13 protein-coding genes are annotated in these 16,709 nt (G+C 72.2%); 5 read left to right on the forward strand and 8 right to left on the reverse strand.

Features of this window, described 5'->3' with window-relative positions; translation table 11 throughout:
• Positions 1-124: 124 nt before the first annotated feature.
• Together VG869_14340 and VG869_14345 are read right to left on the reverse strand one after the other, a co-directional pair.
• Positions 125-643, reverse strand: coding sequence for a hypothetical protein (locus VG869_14340; GenBank protein HEV3452362.1), 519 nt, complete (start codon positions 641-643; stop codon positions 125-127).
• Entirely contained in the window at positions 640-1,731 is a 1,092-nt protein-coding gene (locus VG869_14345; protein ID HEV3452363.1) for a glycosyltransferase, read from the reverse strand. Before VG869_14345 ends, VG869_14340 begins: the two co-directional genes overlap by 4 nt.
• 29 nt (positions 1,732-1,760) lie before the next feature.
• On the opposite strand from VG869_14345, the gene VG869_14350 reads away from it, so the two are divergent.
• Positions 1,761-2,975, forward strand: coding sequence for an acyl-CoA dehydrogenase family protein (locus VG869_14350; GenBank protein HEV3452364.1), 1,215 nt, complete (start codon positions 1,761-1,763; stop codon positions 2,973-2,975).
• A complete protein-coding gene (locus tag VG869_14355; GenBank protein HEV3452365.1) occupies positions 2,972-3,865 on the forward strand; it encodes a TIGR03619 family F420-dependent LLM class oxidoreductase in 894 nt (297 codons plus the stop codon). Before VG869_14350 ends, VG869_14355 begins: the two co-directional genes overlap by 4 nt.
• 13 nt (positions 3,866-3,878) lie before the next feature.
• Here VG869_14355 and VG869_14360 read toward each other — a convergent pair whose 3' ends face one another.
• The 3 genes from VG869_14360 to VG869_14370 form a co-directional block, all read right to left on the reverse strand.
• Positions 3,879-4,760 carry a DMT family transporter gene (locus VG869_14360; protein ID HEV3452366.1) on the reverse strand — a complete coding sequence of 294 codons (882 nt, stop codon included), beginning with the start codon at positions 4,758-4,760 and terminating at the stop codon, positions 3,879-3,881.
• 3 nt (positions 4,761-4,763) lie between these two features.
• Positions 4,764-5,408: a polysaccharide deacetylase family protein gene (locus tag VG869_14365; protein HEV3452367.1), complete on the reverse strand. Its 645-nt coding sequence runs from the start codon at positions 5,406-5,408 to the stop codon at positions 4,764-4,766.
• Between the two features lie 104 nt (positions 5,409-5,512).
• A complete protein-coding gene (locus tag VG869_14370) occupies positions 5,513-7,267 on the reverse strand; it encodes a hypothetical protein (GenBank protein ID HEV3452368.1) in 1,755 nt (584 codons plus the stop codon).
• Positions 7,268-7,571: 304 nt separating this feature from the next.
• On the opposite strand from VG869_14370, the gene VG869_14375 reads away from it, so the two are divergent.
• Entirely contained in the window at positions 7,572-8,450 is an 879-nt protein-coding gene (locus tag VG869_14375; GenBank protein ID HEV3452369.1) for a class I SAM-dependent methyltransferase, read from the forward strand.
• Positions 8,451-8,460: 10 nt separating this feature from the next.
• A complete protein-coding gene (locus tag VG869_14380; GenBank protein ID HEV3452370.1) occupies positions 8,461-9,858 on the forward strand; it encodes a glycoside hydrolase family 99-like domain-containing protein in 1,398 nt (465 codons plus the stop codon).
• Between the two features lie 39 nt (positions 9,859-9,897).
• Here the strand turns inward: VG869_14380 and VG869_14385 are convergent, their stop codons facing one another.
• Entirely contained in the window at positions 9,898-10,383 is a 486-nt protein-coding gene (locus tag VG869_14385) for a hypothetical protein (GenBank protein HEV3452371.1), read from the reverse strand.
• A 134-nt stretch (positions 10,384-10,517) separates the two neighbouring features.
• Here VG869_14385 and VG869_14390 point away from each other — a divergent pair, with 134 nt between their 5' ends.
• Entirely contained in the window at positions 10,518-11,450 is a 933-nt protein-coding gene (locus VG869_14390; protein ID HEV3452372.1) for a class I SAM-dependent methyltransferase, read from the forward strand.
• A gap of 42 nt (positions 11,451-11,492) precedes the next feature.
• Here VG869_14390 and VG869_14395 read toward each other — a convergent pair whose 3' ends face one another.
• Together VG869_14395 and VG869_14400 are read right to left on the reverse strand one after the other, a co-directional pair.
• On the reverse strand, positions 11,493-14,093 hold the full coding sequence (locus tag VG869_14395; GenBank protein HEV3452373.1) for a S8 family serine peptidase: 2,601 nt from the start codon (positions 14,091-14,093) through the stop codon (positions 11,493-11,495).
• Positions 14,094-14,293: 200 nt separating this feature from the next.
• Positions 14,294-16,709: hypothetical protein (locus tag VG869_14400; protein HEV3452374.1), on the reverse strand; the 2,416-nt coding region annotated here is incomplete at its 5' end.

Raw genomic sequence — 16,709 nt, forward strand, 5'->3', positions numbered from 1 at the left:
GTTGCGTCAGGGCTCGACCAGCGGTCCCTCAGGTCCGCGAGTGCGGGCCGGCGCCGGTCGGCACGAGCTCCCAGGCGGATGCCGATCCTCGGCCGGCGCCCTCGAGAGGCCCGGGTCCGGAGGCTCATCGCGACGCGGCCCGGCGCTCGCGCCACCAGGGGACACCCGTCCCGAGGATCCGCTCGAGGCGTGACCGGTTGTACCGCTGGACGACGATGCACGGCGCGTTGGCGATGAGCCCGTAGCCGAGCATCGCCAGCGCCAGCCACCAGGGGTTCCAGGCGAAGAACACGGGCGCGAGGAGGAGGATGGCCCAGTGCGCTCGCTCGGCGCGGCGGGTCTCGAGCAGGAACCGCTCGAGGTGGGCGCGGTCGTGACCGGCGAGCCGACGCTTCGAGACGCCGCCCCGGAACAGCGACCCCGCCTCGGGGAGCGCGTCCTTCCACGCCTTGACCCGTAGCGCCCGCTCGTAGACGCGACCGTCCCGCTCGAACCGGCGCAGGCGGAGCGAGCCGTCCCGAGCCAGCGTCTCGCCCGAGAGCCGGTGGGCGGCGTACCCGCAGATCGTGCTCCACACCGCCCACAGCCCCGCGTCGGAGACGGCGATGAGGACGTTGCGCGTGGAGCCGAGGGTCGCGGTCACCGGCTCCGACCGTCGGCGCCTCGGAGTCGGATCGTGCGCCCCTTCCACCGGACCTGACCCCGCGCCGTCAGGAGCAGCGATCCGAGGAACACGGCCACGAACAGCGCCGCCAGCACCGGGTAGAGGGCGGCGGCCGCGATCCCGAAGTTGCCGAGCTGGCGCAGCATGACGAAGCACTGCACCGCGAACGCGGCGTAGAGGAGCAGCGCCACGCTGCTCCCCCCGAGCGCGTCGAAGCCGGTGACGAGGCACGCGGCGACCCAGGCCACGATGGCGACCAGGCGCGGGAGCGGCGTGGCCGCGGCGCCGGCGGCGAAGTTCTTCGCGAACCCCTCGAGCAGCCGGTCGGGCCGGTCGTACATGCGGAAGGCGACGAGGTCGCCGCCGGCGAAGCAAGTGACGGGCTCGTGCGCGGCGGCGAAGCGCCGGGCCAGCGCCACGTCCTCGATCACGGCGCGTCGCACCGAGCGGTGGTCGAGGTGCGTGAGCAGGGCGTCGCGTCGGGCGATGAAGCACGGCCCGAACGCGGCGGCCCGCGTCGGGCTCGAGCCCGGCGAGGCCAGCCCCACGCCCATCACCGCGACGAGGTTGAAGAACGCGGCCGCGCGCTCCCACCAGTGACGCATCTCGTGGTAGGGCTGGACCGACAGCAGCCCGCCCCGGCGCACCCACGTCGGCACGAGCCGGGCCAGGAGATGCGGCGACGGGTCGACGTCGGCGTCGAGCGACAGCACGACCGGCGACCGCGCCGCGCGCGCGCCCTGGAAGACGGCCCACGGCTTGCCCGCCCAGCCGGCGGGGAGGGGCTCCCCCGCGAGCACCTCCGCCCCGCGCGCCGCCGCCACCGCCGCGGTGGTGTCGGTCGAGCCGTCGTCGACGACGATCACCTCGTGGGGCGGCGCCGTCTGCGAGGCCAGCCCGGCCAGCACGGTCGGCAGCGTTCGCTCCTCGTCGCGAGCGGGGATCACGACCGAGACCGGCGCCCCGAGGGGCTCGGGCTCCCGCGCGTACGGGACGACGCGCACCCGCCAGCACAGGTACCAGCCGACCAGCCACACGATCGCGAGGGCGAGCAGGCGGGGATCCATCGGCACGGCCGAGGTTAGGGTGCCCATCCATGGAGTTCGCCCTCTCCCCCCGCACCGAGGAGCTGCAGGAGCGCCTCCGGGCCTTCATCGACGAGCGGGTGGAGCCGGCGGTGCCGGTGTACCGCGAGCAGGTCGAGGTGGCCGGGGACCCGCACTTCCACCCACCCGTCATGGAGGAGCTGAAGACCGAGGCTCGGGCCCGCGACCTCTGGAACCTGTTCCTTCCGAACCCGCGCTTCGGGCCCGGGCTGAGCAACGTCGAGTACGCGCCGCTCTGCGAGCAGATGGGCCGGACGCTGCTCGCGGCCGAGGCGACGAACTGCTCGGCGCCGGACACCGGGAACATGGAGATCCTCGCCGAGTTCGGGACGCCGCTCCAGCAGGAGCAGTTCCTGCGCCCGCTGCTCGACGGCGAGATCCGGTCGTGCTTCGCGATGACCGAGCCGTGGGTGGCGAGCAGCGACGCCACGAACATCCAGAGCCGAATCGAGCGTGACGGCGACCACTACGTGGTCAACGCCCACAAGTGGTGGACCAGCGGCGCGGCCTCGTCACGCTGCAAGGTGGCCGTCCTCATGGGCGTCTCGAACCCCGACGCTGACCCGTACCACCGCCACTCGATGGTGCTCGTCCCGCTCGACGCTCCGGGCGTGAAGATCGTGCGCACCCTGCCCGTGTTCGGCCACGACGCCGGGGGCGGCCACTGCGAGACGCTCTACGAGGACGTGCGGGTGCCCGCCGAGTACCTGCTCGGCGAGGAGGGCGGCGGCTTCGCGATCGCCCAGGCTCGGCTCGGACCCGGCCGGATCCACCACTGCATGCGGGCGATCGGCATGGCCGAGCGCGCCCTCGAGCTGATGTGCGCCCGCGCCCAGCAGCGGGTGGCGTTCGGTCGCCACCTCGCCGACAACAACGTGGTCCAGGAGCGCGTCGCCGAGAGCCGCATCGAGATCGAGCAGGCCCGGCTGCTCACCATGAAGGCGGCCTGGCTCATGGACACGGTCGGGAACAAGGGCGCCCGGTTCGAGATCGCGGCGATCAAGGTGGTGGCGGCGCGGGTAGCGACCACGGTCATCGACCGGGCGATCCAGCTGTTCGGCGGCGCCGGCGTCTCGGACGACTGGCCCCTGGCCCAGCTGTACACGCACGCGCGCACGCTGCACCTCGTCGACGGGCCGGACGAGGTGCACCGCCAGCAGATCGCCCGCCGGGAGCTCCGCCGCTACGAGGCCTTCCGGGTGTGAAGGTCCGCGTCGGCTTCGGGCTCGGGGTCCAGGGCCTGCGCGACGACGGTCGCTTCGGCGAGCTCGTCGACGGGCTCGAGGGGTGCGGCTTCGACTCGCTCTGGCTCTCCGAGCGGGCGGGCGGCGACGCCCCCGACCCGCTCGTCGGGCTGTCCTTCGCCGCCGGCCGCACCCGCCGCCTGAAGCTCGGCACCAGCGTCCAGGTGCTCCCGGGCCGCAACCCCGCGCTCCTCGCCAAGGCCTGGGCCAGCCTGGACCGGCTGTCCGGCGGGCGGGCGCTGCCGGCCTTCGGCCTCGGCAACCCGGTGGCGGCCGAGCACCAGGCCTTCGGCGTGCCGCGCGACGAGCGCGCGGCGCGCTTCGACGAGGCCCTGCCCCTCGTCCGTCGGCTCTGGACCGAGGACCACGTCGACCACGACGGCGTCCACTTCCACTACCGCGACCTGACCGTGCGGCCGAAGCCGGTCCAGCGACCCCTCGACGTCTGGCTCGGTGGCCGGGCCCCGAGCGAGCTGCGCCGATGCGGCCGCCTCGGCGACGGGTGGCTGGCCAGCTTCAGCACGCCCGCCGACTGCAAGGCGGGGCGCCCCGTGATCGAGGACGCCGCCGCGACCGTCGGCCGGGCGATCGACCCCGAGCACTTCGGCGCCATGGTCGTCTACGCCCACGACGAGATCCCGCCGGCGATGCGCGACCGCCTGGCGCGGCTCCGCCCCGAGCTCGACGCCGCCGAGCTGGTGGCGGTCGGCCTGCCGGCCCTGCGGGAGCGCCTCGACGCCTTCGTCGAGGTCGGCTTCTCGAAGCTGGTGCTCGTCGCCCTCGCCGAGCCCGACGACTGGCGCCGCGAGCTCGAGCAGGTCGGCCACGCCGTGCTCGACGTCCAGACCTGACCGTCGGCCGGACCTAGACCTCCACCGCCGGCACGCCGGCGACCTCCTCGGTCACCAGCGGCGATCGAGCGAGCCAGTACGTGCCGACCAGCATGGCGACGATCGCGGCGCCGGCCACCGACCACGCGACGAGCCCGTGCGCGTTCAGGTGCTCGTCGAAGAGCACCACGCCCATGATCGAGGCGAGCACCGGGTTCGTGACCGAGATCGCCGGGAGCGACGCGGCCACGTGCCCGGCCTGGAAGGCGCTCTGGTTGAGCACGAGCCCCACGACCGAGGCCAGCAGCAGCGCGTAGAGCTGCCAGTGCCCGAGGATCGGCAGCACCCGCCCGTTCAGCCGGTCGACCGTTGCCTTCGTGAGCACCGCGGTCAGGCTGTACACGACGCCGGTCGCGATGCCGTAGTACGTGGCCCGCCGCCCGGGCTTCCGAGCGCGCCGGCCGAGCGTCACCAGCACCGTGGTCGCGGCGATCACGGCGGCGGCCGCGATTGCCCACTCGAGGTGCGAGGCGTGGGACGCGGTGCCGGCCGGTGCCCCGACCTCGACGTAGAGCGCGAGGCCGGCGGTGATGAGCACCGCGGGGATCATCTCCCGGCGGGTGACGCGCCGACCGGTTCGGAACGACGCCAACGGGAGCGCGAACAGGAGCCCGCTGGCGAGCAGCGGGCCGACGACCAGCACGGATCCCCGGCCGAGCGCCGCCGCCTCGAGGAGGTAGGCCGCGATGTCGACCCCGATGCCGAGGAGCCAGAGCGGGCGTCGAGCCAGCGCCAGGACGAGCCGCGGCGACAGCGAGAGCTCCTCGGGCTGCTGGGCGGCGACGCGCTGCTGGACGACCGACGCGATCGCGTAGCAGAGACCGGCAAGCAGCGCGAGGACGACCGGCAGCGTCACGGCTCAGACGCTCATCGGTGCCCGCCGGCTCACCAGCCCGTGATCGCGGAGCGGCCCGACCTCGAGGCCGCGGTCACCGAGCTGCTCGGCCAGGGGCGCCAGAGCGCCGAGCGCCGAGCGCCACGAACCGGGGTAGGACTCGCAGTCCGAGTCGTGGAGCAGGACGGTCCCGCCGACGACGTAGCGGCGGAGCACCTCGGCCACCACGGTCTCCGGGGTCGACTCCCGCCGCCAGTCCCGTCCCCAGGTGGTCCACAGCACCGTGGTGAGACCGGCCCGTCGAGCACCGGCGAGCGCCCCAAGTGACAGGACGCCGAAGGGGGGCCGGAACCACACCGGCTCGACGCCGGCCAGGTCGGCGATGGTGTCGGTCGCGCGCCGAATGTCGTCGCGGGCGGCCCGGGGCGTGCGCCGGAGCATGTTCCGATGCTCGTCACCGTGGACGGCGACCTCGTGGCCGGCGGCGGCCACCTCGGCGGCGAGCGACGGCGCCTGGCGGGCCATCGCGCCCAGCATGAAGAAGGTGGCCCGCCAGCCGCGACGGTCCAGCTCGGCGAGGAAGGCCGGGGTCGACGCCGGGTCCGGCCCGTCGTCGAAGGTGAGCGCCACGTGGTCGTCGCGGCCGCGCCCGACCAGGGCCGGCGTCACGCGGACCCCGAACGGGGACACGCCGGCTAGCGCCGGGGCGGCGTGCAGAGCCCCCGCCGCGCCCACGAGGCCCGCCGCGGAGAGCGCGGCGGCGAGCGCTGCGCTCAGCGCAGTCCCTCGAGCGAGCGAACGTGCAGCCGAGCGCGGATCGCCCGGGCGGCGAACCGGTGCAGGCACCGCGCGACCGCCTGCGGGTCCCGGTTCCGACCGTCGAGGATGTACACGGCGCGCCCGTGGATGTGCGGCACCGCCGCCGGCGTGAACGTCATGTTGGCCTGGACGAGGCGCTGCTTGCGCCGGCCGGTCCGGCAGTAGATCTGGTCGAAGCCGTCGATCCGCCGCCCGGGCACGAACTCGTGGACCGACACGCGCGCCCGCGCCGCGATCACGCGCAGCGACTTCGTGCAGTCGTCATGAGCCCGGTTCCAGCGGAGGAACCGACCCTGGCCCCACCCGCCGTTGGCGATGTCGATCCCGTCCGCAGCGAGGGGCGCGAGCTGCCCACCGGTCCGGGAGGCGGTGCGGCCGTCCACGACCACCGTCACCCCGAGGTCGTCGATGGCCTTGACGACCTGTTGGTTTTGGAGCTCGGCGCGGTCGACCCGGACGCCCACAAAGACATCGTGGGTCGCCTTCTTCGGGGGCTGCGCCACGCCGACGCCGAGGGCGGCGACGCCCTGCGCGCCGATGGTCATCGCCAGGTAGAGGCCCGCGATCGACGCCGCCGCGAGCGAGATGCGGCGGCGCACCTTCGGGACCTGGAACGGCACCAGCAGCGCGTCCGCGCGCGTCCCGGCCGCGAGGTCCTCGACGTGGTCGGTCGGGTCCTCGGCGAAGAGCGCCCGACCGGCAGTGACGAGGGCGTCGCGCGCCGGTCCCGGCGTCGTGGCCTCGTCGAGCGCCTCACGCAGCTCGGCGTCGTCGTGCGCGTACCGGCTCACCCCGGAGGTGGCCATGCACTTCGCGTTCTCCTTGCCGTGGCCGGCGATCGGTTGGAAGCTCACCACCGGGATCCCGGCCGCGAACGCCTCCATCGCGGTCAGCCCGCCCGCGTTCTCGACGAGGGCGTCGGACGCGGCCATCAGCGCCGGCATCTCGTCGGTCCAGCCGACCACGGTGCCGCCCAAGCCCTCGGCGATGAGGGCCGAGCGCAGCTTCTCGTCCCGCCCGCACACGGTGATGGGGTGGTAGGGGCCGCTGCGCGCGATGGCGTCGACGGTCGTGGGTACGTCGCCGACCCCCCAGGAGCCGGCCACGACCAGCACGGCGCGCTCGTCGTCGTCGATCCCCAGTCGCCGCCGCATCTCCTGGCGCGTCGTCGGGCGCGCGGCCGGCGGTTCCCGGAAGCGGTCCCCGACCAGCGGACCCGAGGCGTGGTTGCCGCGGCCGCCTCGCTTGGCCGCCGTCTGGGCCGAGATCGGGCTCACGGCGAGGTGGAGGTCGACGCCCGGGTGGACCCAGAGCGGGTGGACGGCGAAGTCGGTGAGGTAGGTCGCCACCGGCACCCGCAGCCAGCCCTTCTTGCGCATCCGGCCCAGGACGAGCGAGGCGAGGGGATAGGTGGAGACGATGGCGTCCGGCCGGCAGCGCAGGAGCTCCCGATGGAGGGAGCGGCGCGTCACCAGGCTCATGAGCCGCACGATCGGGCCCCAGAGCACCGGGGCGCCGACGCCGAGCGCCTTGTACGTAAGGTCGTAGGTCCACGGCAGCACCCGCAGCTGGAACAGGTACGTCCAGCGCACGAACCCGCCCAGTTTGAGCGGAATCAGCTGCAGGTAGTCGATGACTCGGACGTCGTGACCGCGGGCCACCAAGCGGCGCTCGAGCTCCCGCGCGGCACCGTCGTGGCCTGCCCCCATCGACGCCGAGACGACTAGGACCCCTCGACGCACAAAGCCCCAGGTTAGTCGGCGAGGTCCCAGATTCGGCCTGCCCCCGTGCTTTGGGGCCGGCAGGGCGCCCCCCGCCACGCCTGCAGCCGGGGAACCGGGCCGCCGCGCCGGCTTGTACGGCCGCCCCCGGTCACGCCGATGATCGGGGTCGGCGGGGACCGACGGCTACCCTCCGAGGTCGGACGCCGCCCGAAACTGTCCGGGCGCTCGCCCTCCCGTTCCTCGCGGCGGGCGAACGTGAAGCTGTGGGCAGCCGATCCGGCCGACCGTGATGGAGGGGACGATCAACTCGGCGTACGACACCGACTTCGACCCGGAGTCCCCGAACGACGCCCGCGCCGTGGCGCTGCGGCTGGTCGGTGGCAACAAGCGGGTCCTCGAGTTCGGATGCGCGACCGGACGGGTCACGAGGGCGCTCGTCGACCGCGGCTGTCGCGTCACCGGCATCGAGCTGGACACCGACGCCGCGGAGCAGGCGCGCACCCACGCCGACGAGGTCGTCGTCCTCGACCTGGACTATGACGAGTTCGAGGCAAAGCTGTCGGGACAGCAGTGGGAGGTCGCGCTCTTCGGCGACGTGCTCGAGCACCTGCGAGACCCGTTGCACGTCCTGCGGGCGACCCGGCAGCTGCTCGACCGTCAGGGCACGCTCGTGCTCTCGATCCCCAACGTCGCGTACGCGGATGTCCGGCTGGCGCTGCTGAACGGTCAGTTCCCCTACGGGCCGTATGGCCTCCTCGACCGGACCCATCTGCGGTTCTTCACGCGGGAGACGATCACCCGACTGCTCGACGACGCCGGCTTCGTCGCCGTGGACGTCCACCGAATCATCATGCCGGCGTTCACCTCGGAGCTCGGCCTTCGGAGGGACAGCTTCCCCGCGGCCGTGGTCGACGCGGTCCTGGCCGACCCCGAGGCCGAGGTCTACCAGTACGTGGTTCGCGCCGTGATCGACAGTGGCGACGTCGTGGTTCGCGACCTGGCGGAACGCTGCCAGCGGCTCGAGCAGGAGCTGTGGGCGGCGCGGACCCGCTACGAGGTCGAACGACTGGAGCTCGACGCCGAGCTCCGCGCGATCAAGAACGGGCGCCTGATGCGCTACTCCGCGCCGTTGCGCACCCTGCGGAACCGGCTGCGCCGCTCGCCGTAGTCTGAACAACATGCGCGAGGGTCCAGAGCCGAAGCGGCCGCTGCTGCTCGCGTTCTACCTCCCGCAGTTCCACCCGGTGCCCGAGAACGACGCCTGGTGGGGACGCGGGTTCACCGAGTGGACCAACGTCGTCCGGGCTCGGCCGCTCTTCGAGGGCCACTACCAGCCACACCTTCCCGGTGAGCTCGGGTTCTACGACCTGCGGCTCCCGGAGGTGCGCGAGCAGCAGGCTGCGCTCGCCCGTGACCACGGGATCGACGGCTTCTGCTACTACCACTACTGGTTCGGTGCGGGTCGACGGACCCTCGAGCGGCCGTTCCACGAGGTGCTCCGCACCGGAAGCCCCGACTTCCCCTTCTGCCTGGCGTGGGCGAACGAGAACTGGACCCGCGAGTGGGACGCCGGCGACCGCTCGGTCCTCATGCCGCAGCAGTACTCGGACGAGGACGACGAGGCCCACGGCCGCTTCCTCATGGAGGCCTTCGCCGACCGGCGGTACATCAAGGTCGACGGGCGGCCCCTGTTCCTCGTCTATCGCGTCCAGAAGCTGCCGGACCCCAAGAAGACGTTCGGCCGCTGGCGCCAGATGGCTCGTGACCACGGGTTCCCGGACCTCTACCTCATCCGGTTCGAGACCCACGGCGACTTCCGAGACCCAGCGACGTTCGGCTGCGATGCCTCGGCGGAGTTCTTGCCGCACGGCGTCTTCGAGGTCTTGGCACCGATGCTGCCCCCCGGGTGCAACCCGGGGAACGCGGTGTTCTCGTACGACGACGTCGCCCGGCACTTCGCGACCCGCGATCCGGTGTCCTGGGTCCGCCACCCGTGCGTGCTGCCAGGCTGGGACAACTCGCCCCGTCAGCCGGACGGCAAGGTGGTGGCGATCACCGGCACCTCGGTGGCGACCTACGACTGGTGGCTGCGCCGGGCCATCGAGCGCGCCGAGACGGAGCACCCCGACCAGCCGATCGTGTTCCTGAACGCGTGGAACGAGTGGGCCGAGGGCGCCCACCTCGAGCCCGACGAGCGCAACGGGCGCGCGTACCTCGAGGCCACCCTCGGCGCGCTGGCCTGGCGCGGCTACGCGCCTCGGTCGGGGATCTCAGGACCGCCGGTGTCGCCGGCCTCGGCCGAAGAACGGTACCGGGAGCTCTACGACCAGTACGTGGTGCTGCAGCGAGAGCACACCGCCTTCTTGCAGACGATGGAGCGCCGCGTCACGCAAGCGGTCGAGCCGCTGGAGCGAGAGCTCGCACAGGCTCGTCACGACGCGGCTCGACTCGCGGGCCTCGTGGGGGAGCTCCGCGAGGCCTCAAGCGCAACGGCCGGCCCCGATCGGCTGCGAACGCGCCTGGCCCGCCTCCGCGTCAGCCTGGGCAGCGGCGACCGGTCCGGCCCGGACGGGTAGTCGGTCAGTTTGAAATCGGGGGTAGAACGAGACGGCGGGCTACTTCCCGAGTTGCGGCGTGAGGCCGTCGACGTCCATCTCGAAGTACTCGTTGTCGGCGAACGGTCCGACCGCACCCTCGACGACCTCGCGCACCGCCGGCACTGATGCGCCTTCCCAGATACAGATGCCGAGCTTGTGATCGGGTGTGGCCGCGTGGACTGGCAACGCGACGCTCGTAGGAAGTCCCGCCTCGAGCGCTTTGGCCTCAGCGGCCTGGAAACCCTCGGGGTCATGGATTCGATGAATGACGGTCACGAACATCGGGTCCTCAATCGATTCGTCGGATCTGCCGCCGGAGCGCGACCCCACGGTGCTTAGCACGCCGGACACACGGTGCGCCCCCTCGTCCAGCAGCTCCGCAACCCGGATGAGAGACCGGGGTCGCCCGTTACGCTCCCCGTGGACGACTGGGTGGGCGAGTTCGTTTTCGATCTTGCGGTTGAACGCAAGATCGGCCAGCGCCGAACCGGCAAACCGACCCACTACTTCCCGGACGAGAACGGCGGTGGGTCGCCGACCGACGAGGGATAGCCACGACCCGGCGCCAGCCCGGGCCACGGCCGGCGACAGCCGAGCGCTCAGGGTCGGCCCACCGCTCGACCGCTAGCCTCACCGGGATGCTCGAGGACACCGGCGAGCGCTACATCCCGGATCCGGCCGATGCGCACTACGAGCATCCGCACCGGTACCTGTCGGCTCGGCGCTTCGCGACCGGCCGTCGGGTCGTGGACCTGGCGAGCGGTGAGGGCTACGGCGCCTCGTGGCTGGCCGACGTGGCCGCGTCCGTCGTCGGGCTCGACATCGCCGACGACGCGGTGCGGCACGCCACCGCCCGCTACGTCGGCCAGCACCCGAACCTCCGCTTCGCACGGGCGGTGGTCGAGCGGCTGCCGATCGCGGACGGCTCCGTCGAGCTCGTCACCTGCTTCGAGGCGATCGAGCACGTCCACGACCCGAAGACGGTGACGGATGAGATCGCGCGGGTTCTCGCCCCGGGCGGCGTCGCCATCATCTCCACTCCGAACAAGCGGGTGCACACCGACGAGAAGGGAATCCGAAACCCGTTCCACTTCAGCGAGATGTACCTGCCGGAGTTCGACGCCCTCCTGCGCTCGTCGTTCGAGACCGTGGCCATGGTCGGTCAACGCACCATCGCGGCCTCGTGGATCTGGCCGCTCGACCGGCAGGACAAGGAACGGTCGGAGTTCCTCGTCGCGCCGGAGCTGCGCGGCCTGCCGAGGACCGATGCCGCCCTCGAGCCCATGTACGCCGTCGCCTATTGCGCCAACGGTCGGACCGACCTCCCGAACGAGCTGGCCGAGACGAGCCTGTTCCTCGACCGCGAGCTCACCCTCCTCGGGTACTACGACCGTGCCGCGGCAGCGGTCCGGGGGATGCACGCGCTGCGGGAATCGGTGGCTCGTGCCGACCAGCGGGTCGCGCGGGCCGAAGCGGAGCTGGCGGCGGTCCACGCCTCGAAGGTCATGCGCTACACCAGCGGCCTTCGCCGCGTCTACGGCACGCTGCGTCGGCGCTTCCTCCGGGGCTGACCGACCGGCGCACCGGAGCGGGCGCGGCTGGTCGAGCTGGCGTCAGCCGATCGTGGCGCTCGGGTCGGCGTTGAGCGAGCCGCCGAGGCTCACGAATCCGGGAGCCCAGGACCCGCTGGCGAAGTGCTGGTACCAGAGCGCGGTGTCGGAACCGGCCGCGAACACCCAGACGGACCCCGCCGCATCCGACAGCAGCGCCGGCGTCGAGCCGACGTACCCGCCGAGGGTCTGGTACCCGGACATCCAGTTGCCGTTCGTCTCGTGCTGGTACCAGAACGCGTTGTCCGCACCCCGGATGAAGACCCACACGGACGCGGGTCCGTCCGAGACCGCCGTGGGCCCGGGCAGGGCGGCGATGTACGGCCCCAACGTCTGGTAGCCGGCGGCCCACGTGCCGCTGGTCTCGTGCTGGTACCAGAGCCCGTTGTCCGCGCCGCGGACGAACACCCACACCCCGGTCCCGTCGGCCACCGGTGAGGGAGGCGAGGCCAGGTAGCCGCCCTCCGTGAGCCACCCTGGAAGCCACGTGCCGCTGGTCTCGTGCTGGAGCCACAGCGCGTGGTCAGCACCCTGCGCGAAGACCCACACCGAGTGCGCGGCGTCGGCCACCGCGACCGGCGGCGTCGCCAGGTACCCGCCCTCGGTCTGCCAGCTCGACGACCACGTGCCGCTCGTCTCGTGCTTCCACCAGAGCGCGTTGTCGCCGCCGCGGACGAGAACCCACACCGAGCCCGATGCGTCGGACACGGCGGTCGGCGGACTGGTGATGTACCCGCCGAGGCTCTGCCAGCCCGACCAGACGCCGCCGGCGTAGTGCTGCCACCAGACCGCGTTGTCCGCGCCCTTGATGAACGCCGACATCCCGGAGCCGTCGTTCACCGTCGTCGGGCCGCTGGCCAGATAGGGGCCCTGGCTCTGGTAGCCGGCGAACGCGCTGCCGATCCCGTGCTGGGACCACATGGCGTTGTCGGTCTGCCGCACGAAGACCGAGATCCCGAGCTGCGGCGTGGCGGACTGCTCCGCGGAGCGGACCTCGCTGACGGAGTTCACGCCCGACACTTGGTAGTAGTACGTCGTGCCGTTCGTGAGGTTGTTGTTGTCGTAGGTCGTCGTCGGCGGGCTGACGGTCGCAATCGGGACGGCGCCTTCCCCGCCGGGGCTCGTCCCCCGGTAGACCCTGAAGCTGGTGGCCGTGCCCCCGGTCGGCACCCACGACAGGTGGACGGTGGCGTCCCGGGCGGTGACGGTGAGCGTCGGTGGGCCCGGCGGTCCGGGGGTGATCGTCTGCTCGGTCGAGCGCGTCTCGTCGACCACGTTTTGGGCGCTGACTTGATAGAAGTACGGAGTCTCGTTGACGGCCGTGTTGTCGTCGTACGTCGTCGAGCCCGGCCCGACCGAGTTGAGGAAGGTCTCGCCGCCGCTCGACGTGCCGCGATAGATCCTGTACGCGGTGAGCGGGTTCCCACCGTCGCTGGCCGGTGCGGTCCACGACAGGTGCACGACGCTGTTGCCACCCGTGAGCGTCAGCGCGGTCGGGGCGCCCGGGCCGGTGTAGTCCAGGAGGTTGGGGCTGCCGGCGCCGGGGTTCACCACGTGGTTGGCGGTGGCGGTGCCTTGCAGGGCCGTCTTCACTTGCGCCGGCGTGGCGGCGGCGTGGCCGCTGAGGTAGAGGGCGGCGGTGCCGGCGACGAGCGGGGTCGACATCGACGTCCCGCTGAGGACGTGCGTGTCGGTGTCGCTGCCGTTGTAGTCCGAGAGGACGTTGGTGCCGGGCGCGAACATCGTCACGCAGCTCCCGATGTTCGAGAACGCCGCTCGGGTGTCGGTGTTGTCGGTCGCCGCCACGACCAGGGCCCCCGACACGTCGGCCGGTGACTTCGTGCACGCGTCGGCGCCGCTGTTGTTGCCGGACGCGATGGCGTAGGTGATGCCCGAGTTGATGGACGCGGTGACGGCGTCGTCGAGCGGCTGGTACTGGTTGCCCCCGAGGCTCATGTTGGCGACCGCGGGGTGGACCGCGTGGGCGGTGACCCAGTCCACGCCGCTGATCACGCCGGAGTCGGCGCCCGACCCGGTGCAGTCGAGGACCCGAACCTTGACCAGCGTGATCGACTTCGCCACGCCGTAGGTGCTGCCCCCGAGCGTGCCGCTCACGTGGGTGCCGTGGCCGGCGCAGTCCCCGCCGTTCGTCAAGTCCTGCCCGTCGGCCACGAAGTTGTTGCCGTAGATAGCTCGGCCGCCGAAGTCCTGGTGCGTGAGCCGGATGCCGGTGTCGATGATGTAGGCGTGGACGCCGGATCCGGTCGCCCCGTAGGTGTACGCGCCGTCGAGCGGGAGGCTGTGCTGGTCGATCCGATCGATGTTCGGCTGGGCCGGGTTCTCGATGGTGGTCGCGTGCGCGACGCCGTCCTGGGTCACTGAGGCGACGCTCGGATCGGCGGCCATCGCGGCCGCCTGGCCGGCCGTCATGCGGGCGGCGAACCCGTGGACGGCGTGGCTGTAGACGGCGAACACGGAGCCGCCGTGCTCGCGTGTCAGCGTGGTGCTGTTCCCGACCGGGTCGAACCAGGCGGGACCACGCAAGGTCACGACGTACTGGCCCGGGATGGGCTCGGCCACGGTGCGGACGTGGGTGCGGCTCACGGGGACGGAGCGACTGCTCGCGCCGGCGGGCGTGCCAGCGCATAGGACGAGCGTCGCCGCGACGACCGCCGTGAGACCCCTCAGGGCGCTCATGCCTCTCCGTTCTCGGCGCCTCGGGGCCAGCAGTTTATGGGTTCATCCGTGCCGGCCCGCGCCACCCTGGGATCCCCATCCCCCGGCCGCACCCCGCCGTCGGGTCGCTAGTAGTGCTCGAGCGTGAAATCAGCCTCGGAGGTCGAGCGCAGATGCCGCTGCGTGAAGCGGCTCGCCGCGCAGGCCACGGGCGCCGGGGTCACGATGCGTTCGATGCGACCCGTGAACCTGGCGCGGGCGTCGGCGGGACGCTCGCCGCCGTGGTTCAGCAGGTTCTTGCCGATCTGCAGGTAGCCGCGGTGGGGTCGGAAGAAGTCGATGGTGGTGCTCAGCACACCGAAACTCCCGACCTGCGCGCTCGCCTCCCCGGTGATCGGGTCCATGACGAGTCGGAGGTCGGTTGGTGTCCCGGGCCGAATTGGGAACGGCACGCTGCGAGCGACGATGTCGTGGCGGTGATCTTTCGGCGCGATGAGGCCGCCTTCGAACTGCGTGACGCGGTGCTCGAGCACGACACGCGCCTGGTTCCCCGGCAGGTACTCCAACAGCATGACGTCGATGGCGAAGACCGAGAGCGTCCGTCGGACGATGAGCGGTGCCTTCGTGCCGACTGGTTCGGCGCTCGGCGTCACCCGAAGTTGCAGCTCCCCGGTGTTCCAGGTTCGGTCCACCGCCCGCCAACGCTGCCCGTCGTAGCGGTAGAGGCCCTCGCAGTCGCCGACCTCCCAGAGGTCGCCGGGCCGCACCCCGTAGTTGACGTCCCGGACGAGGCGGTACGTCGAGTTCACGCGGCGGACCTCGGCGCCCGGAGGGTGCGTGCCCGGGCTGTCGGCTCGCTCGAGCGACCACTGGCCCACCGGGTCGGTGACCGGGTGGATGGACGGGCTCTGCGCCGTGACCGGGTGCGGCGCGAGTCGCTGGAAGGCCCAGATGGTCTCCCAGACGCCCTGGAGATCCACGTCCACTGCGCCCACACCCCGATAGGCGGGCCCGCTGCCGATGGTGCGCAGGTTCGGGTCGAGGTACCACCAGGTCGTCACGCCTCGGGTGTAGAAGCTGTGGCTGGCTTGGTAGGCGTACGCGCCCTGGGCGCTGAGGACGACCACGAGTGCGACGCCCGAACCGACCGCGAGCACGCGACGGAGCCTCGGCAGGCCGACGGCGCGGATGACGACCGCGGCCCCGAGCCCGGTGACGCCGACCACATACAGCGGAACGAAGAACGACATCCACTTCCACTGCTGGTACGAGGCACCGAGCACCTGGAAGACCACCCCGTAGACGACGAGTGGGACGATCGCGGCAGCCGCTCCCAGCGACGCCCGCCAGCGCTCGTCCCGCGCCGTCGTCAGCGCCGCCAGACCGCACACGACGAGCACGATCGCTCCCCCGCCGATCAGGACGTTGGTCGTGGGTGACGTGTTCGTGAGCACCGGCTGGAAGCCGAGCAGGCCGATCGGGCCGATCGCTTGGAGCACCGAGCCGGCCTGGGCCTCCGAGGTCTTCGACGCGTAGCTGAAGGAGTAGATGAACTGGGCCGGCAGCGCGACCGCGGCGGCGGCGACCACGCCGCTACCCGCGGCGACGACGGCGCCGAACCGGCGGTACCAGCGTCGGCCCCAGGTCGAGGCCAGGGCGACCGAACCGATGACGGGCGGGGCGAGGATCGCCATGTGCGGATACGTCATGAGCAGCACCGCGTACGCGAACGCGCCGATCGCGGCGGCACGCAGGACGGTCGACCGGGACGGCTCCCGAGCCGCCGCGATCAGCACCACGATGAGCGCGGCTGCGGCAGGGATGGCGATGAGCTCCGAGAGTGGGTAGAGACCGACGATGTAGACGAACAACGCCGTGCTGACACCCGTGAGGCCCACGAGCGCGGCGACGAGCGGGCGGTCGGGCAGCACCACGCGACCGAGATCCCGCAGCACCAACGCGAGCAGGGTGACGGCGACCAACGCGATCGGCAGCATGACCCGGGGCGTCGGGATGTGCAGCCACGCCGGGACCGCACCCGGGAGCACGAAGGCGCCGGGAACGGTGGCCATGGCGAAGTGGGACAGGTCGAAGCCCAGCACCGTTCCCGGCCCGCTGAGTCCGTGGAGGCGCAGATGGTCCCCGACGAGCGCGTAGTTCGGCAGGTCGGGGTACAGGAACTCGCCGGTGGTCGCCGTCCCGCGCCGAAACACGTTCGCGTGTTGGCCCACGAAGACCGCGGCGGTGCCCACGACGACGACTGCCGTCGACCCGATCTCGGACCAGCGGACGGCGGGCCGCCGCTGCCGCCACGGGCGCCGCCACAGCGCGGTGACCACCGTCGCGAACGCGCCCACCGGCAGCGTGATCCAGGCGATCGTCGCCAGGGTCGCGTTGGCGAGCCCGTACCACGCAACGGCCTGGAGGACCCCGAGCCCGACGATCGGAGCCCCCGCGGCAGCCGACAGGTGCAGACGGTGACCGCCGAGGATCGTCCAGAGCGGCCACCCGATGACAAACAGCGCCGCGTAGGTTGCCGCGGCT

The sequence above is a fragment of the Acidimicrobiia bacterium genome, from assembly GCA_035948415.1.
Lineage (GTDB): Bacteria > Actinomycetota > Acidimicrobiia > IMCC26256 > PALSA-555 > PALSA-555.

What these genes read in the sequence shown, in the direction of transcription:
- VG869_14390 (HEV3452372.1), top strand. Translation starts at nt 10,518, where the DNA reads ATGCTCGAGGACACCGGCGAGCGCTACATCCCGGATCCGGCCGATGCG.
- VG869_14370 (HEV3452368.1), bottom strand. Translation starts at nt 7,267, where the DNA reads ATGGGGGCAGGCCACGACGGTGCCGCGCGGGAGCTCGAGCGCCGCTTG.
- VG869_14345 (HEV3452363.1), bottom strand. Translation starts at nt 1,731, where the DNA reads ATGGATCCCCGCCTGCTCGCCCTCGCGATCGTGTGGCTGGTCGGCTGG.
- VG869_14380 (HEV3452370.1), top strand. Translation starts at nt 8,461, where the DNA reads ATGCGCGAGGGTCCAGAGCCGAAGCGGCCGCTGCTGCTCGCGTTCTAC.
- VG869_14350 (HEV3452364.1), top strand. Translation starts at nt 1,761, where the DNA reads ATGGAGTTCGCCCTCTCCCCCCGCACCGAGGAGCTGCAGGAGCGCCTC.
- VG869_14375 (HEV3452369.1), top strand. Translation starts at nt 7,572, where the DNA reads ATGGAGGGGACGATCAACTCGGCGTACGACACCGACTTCGACCCGGAG.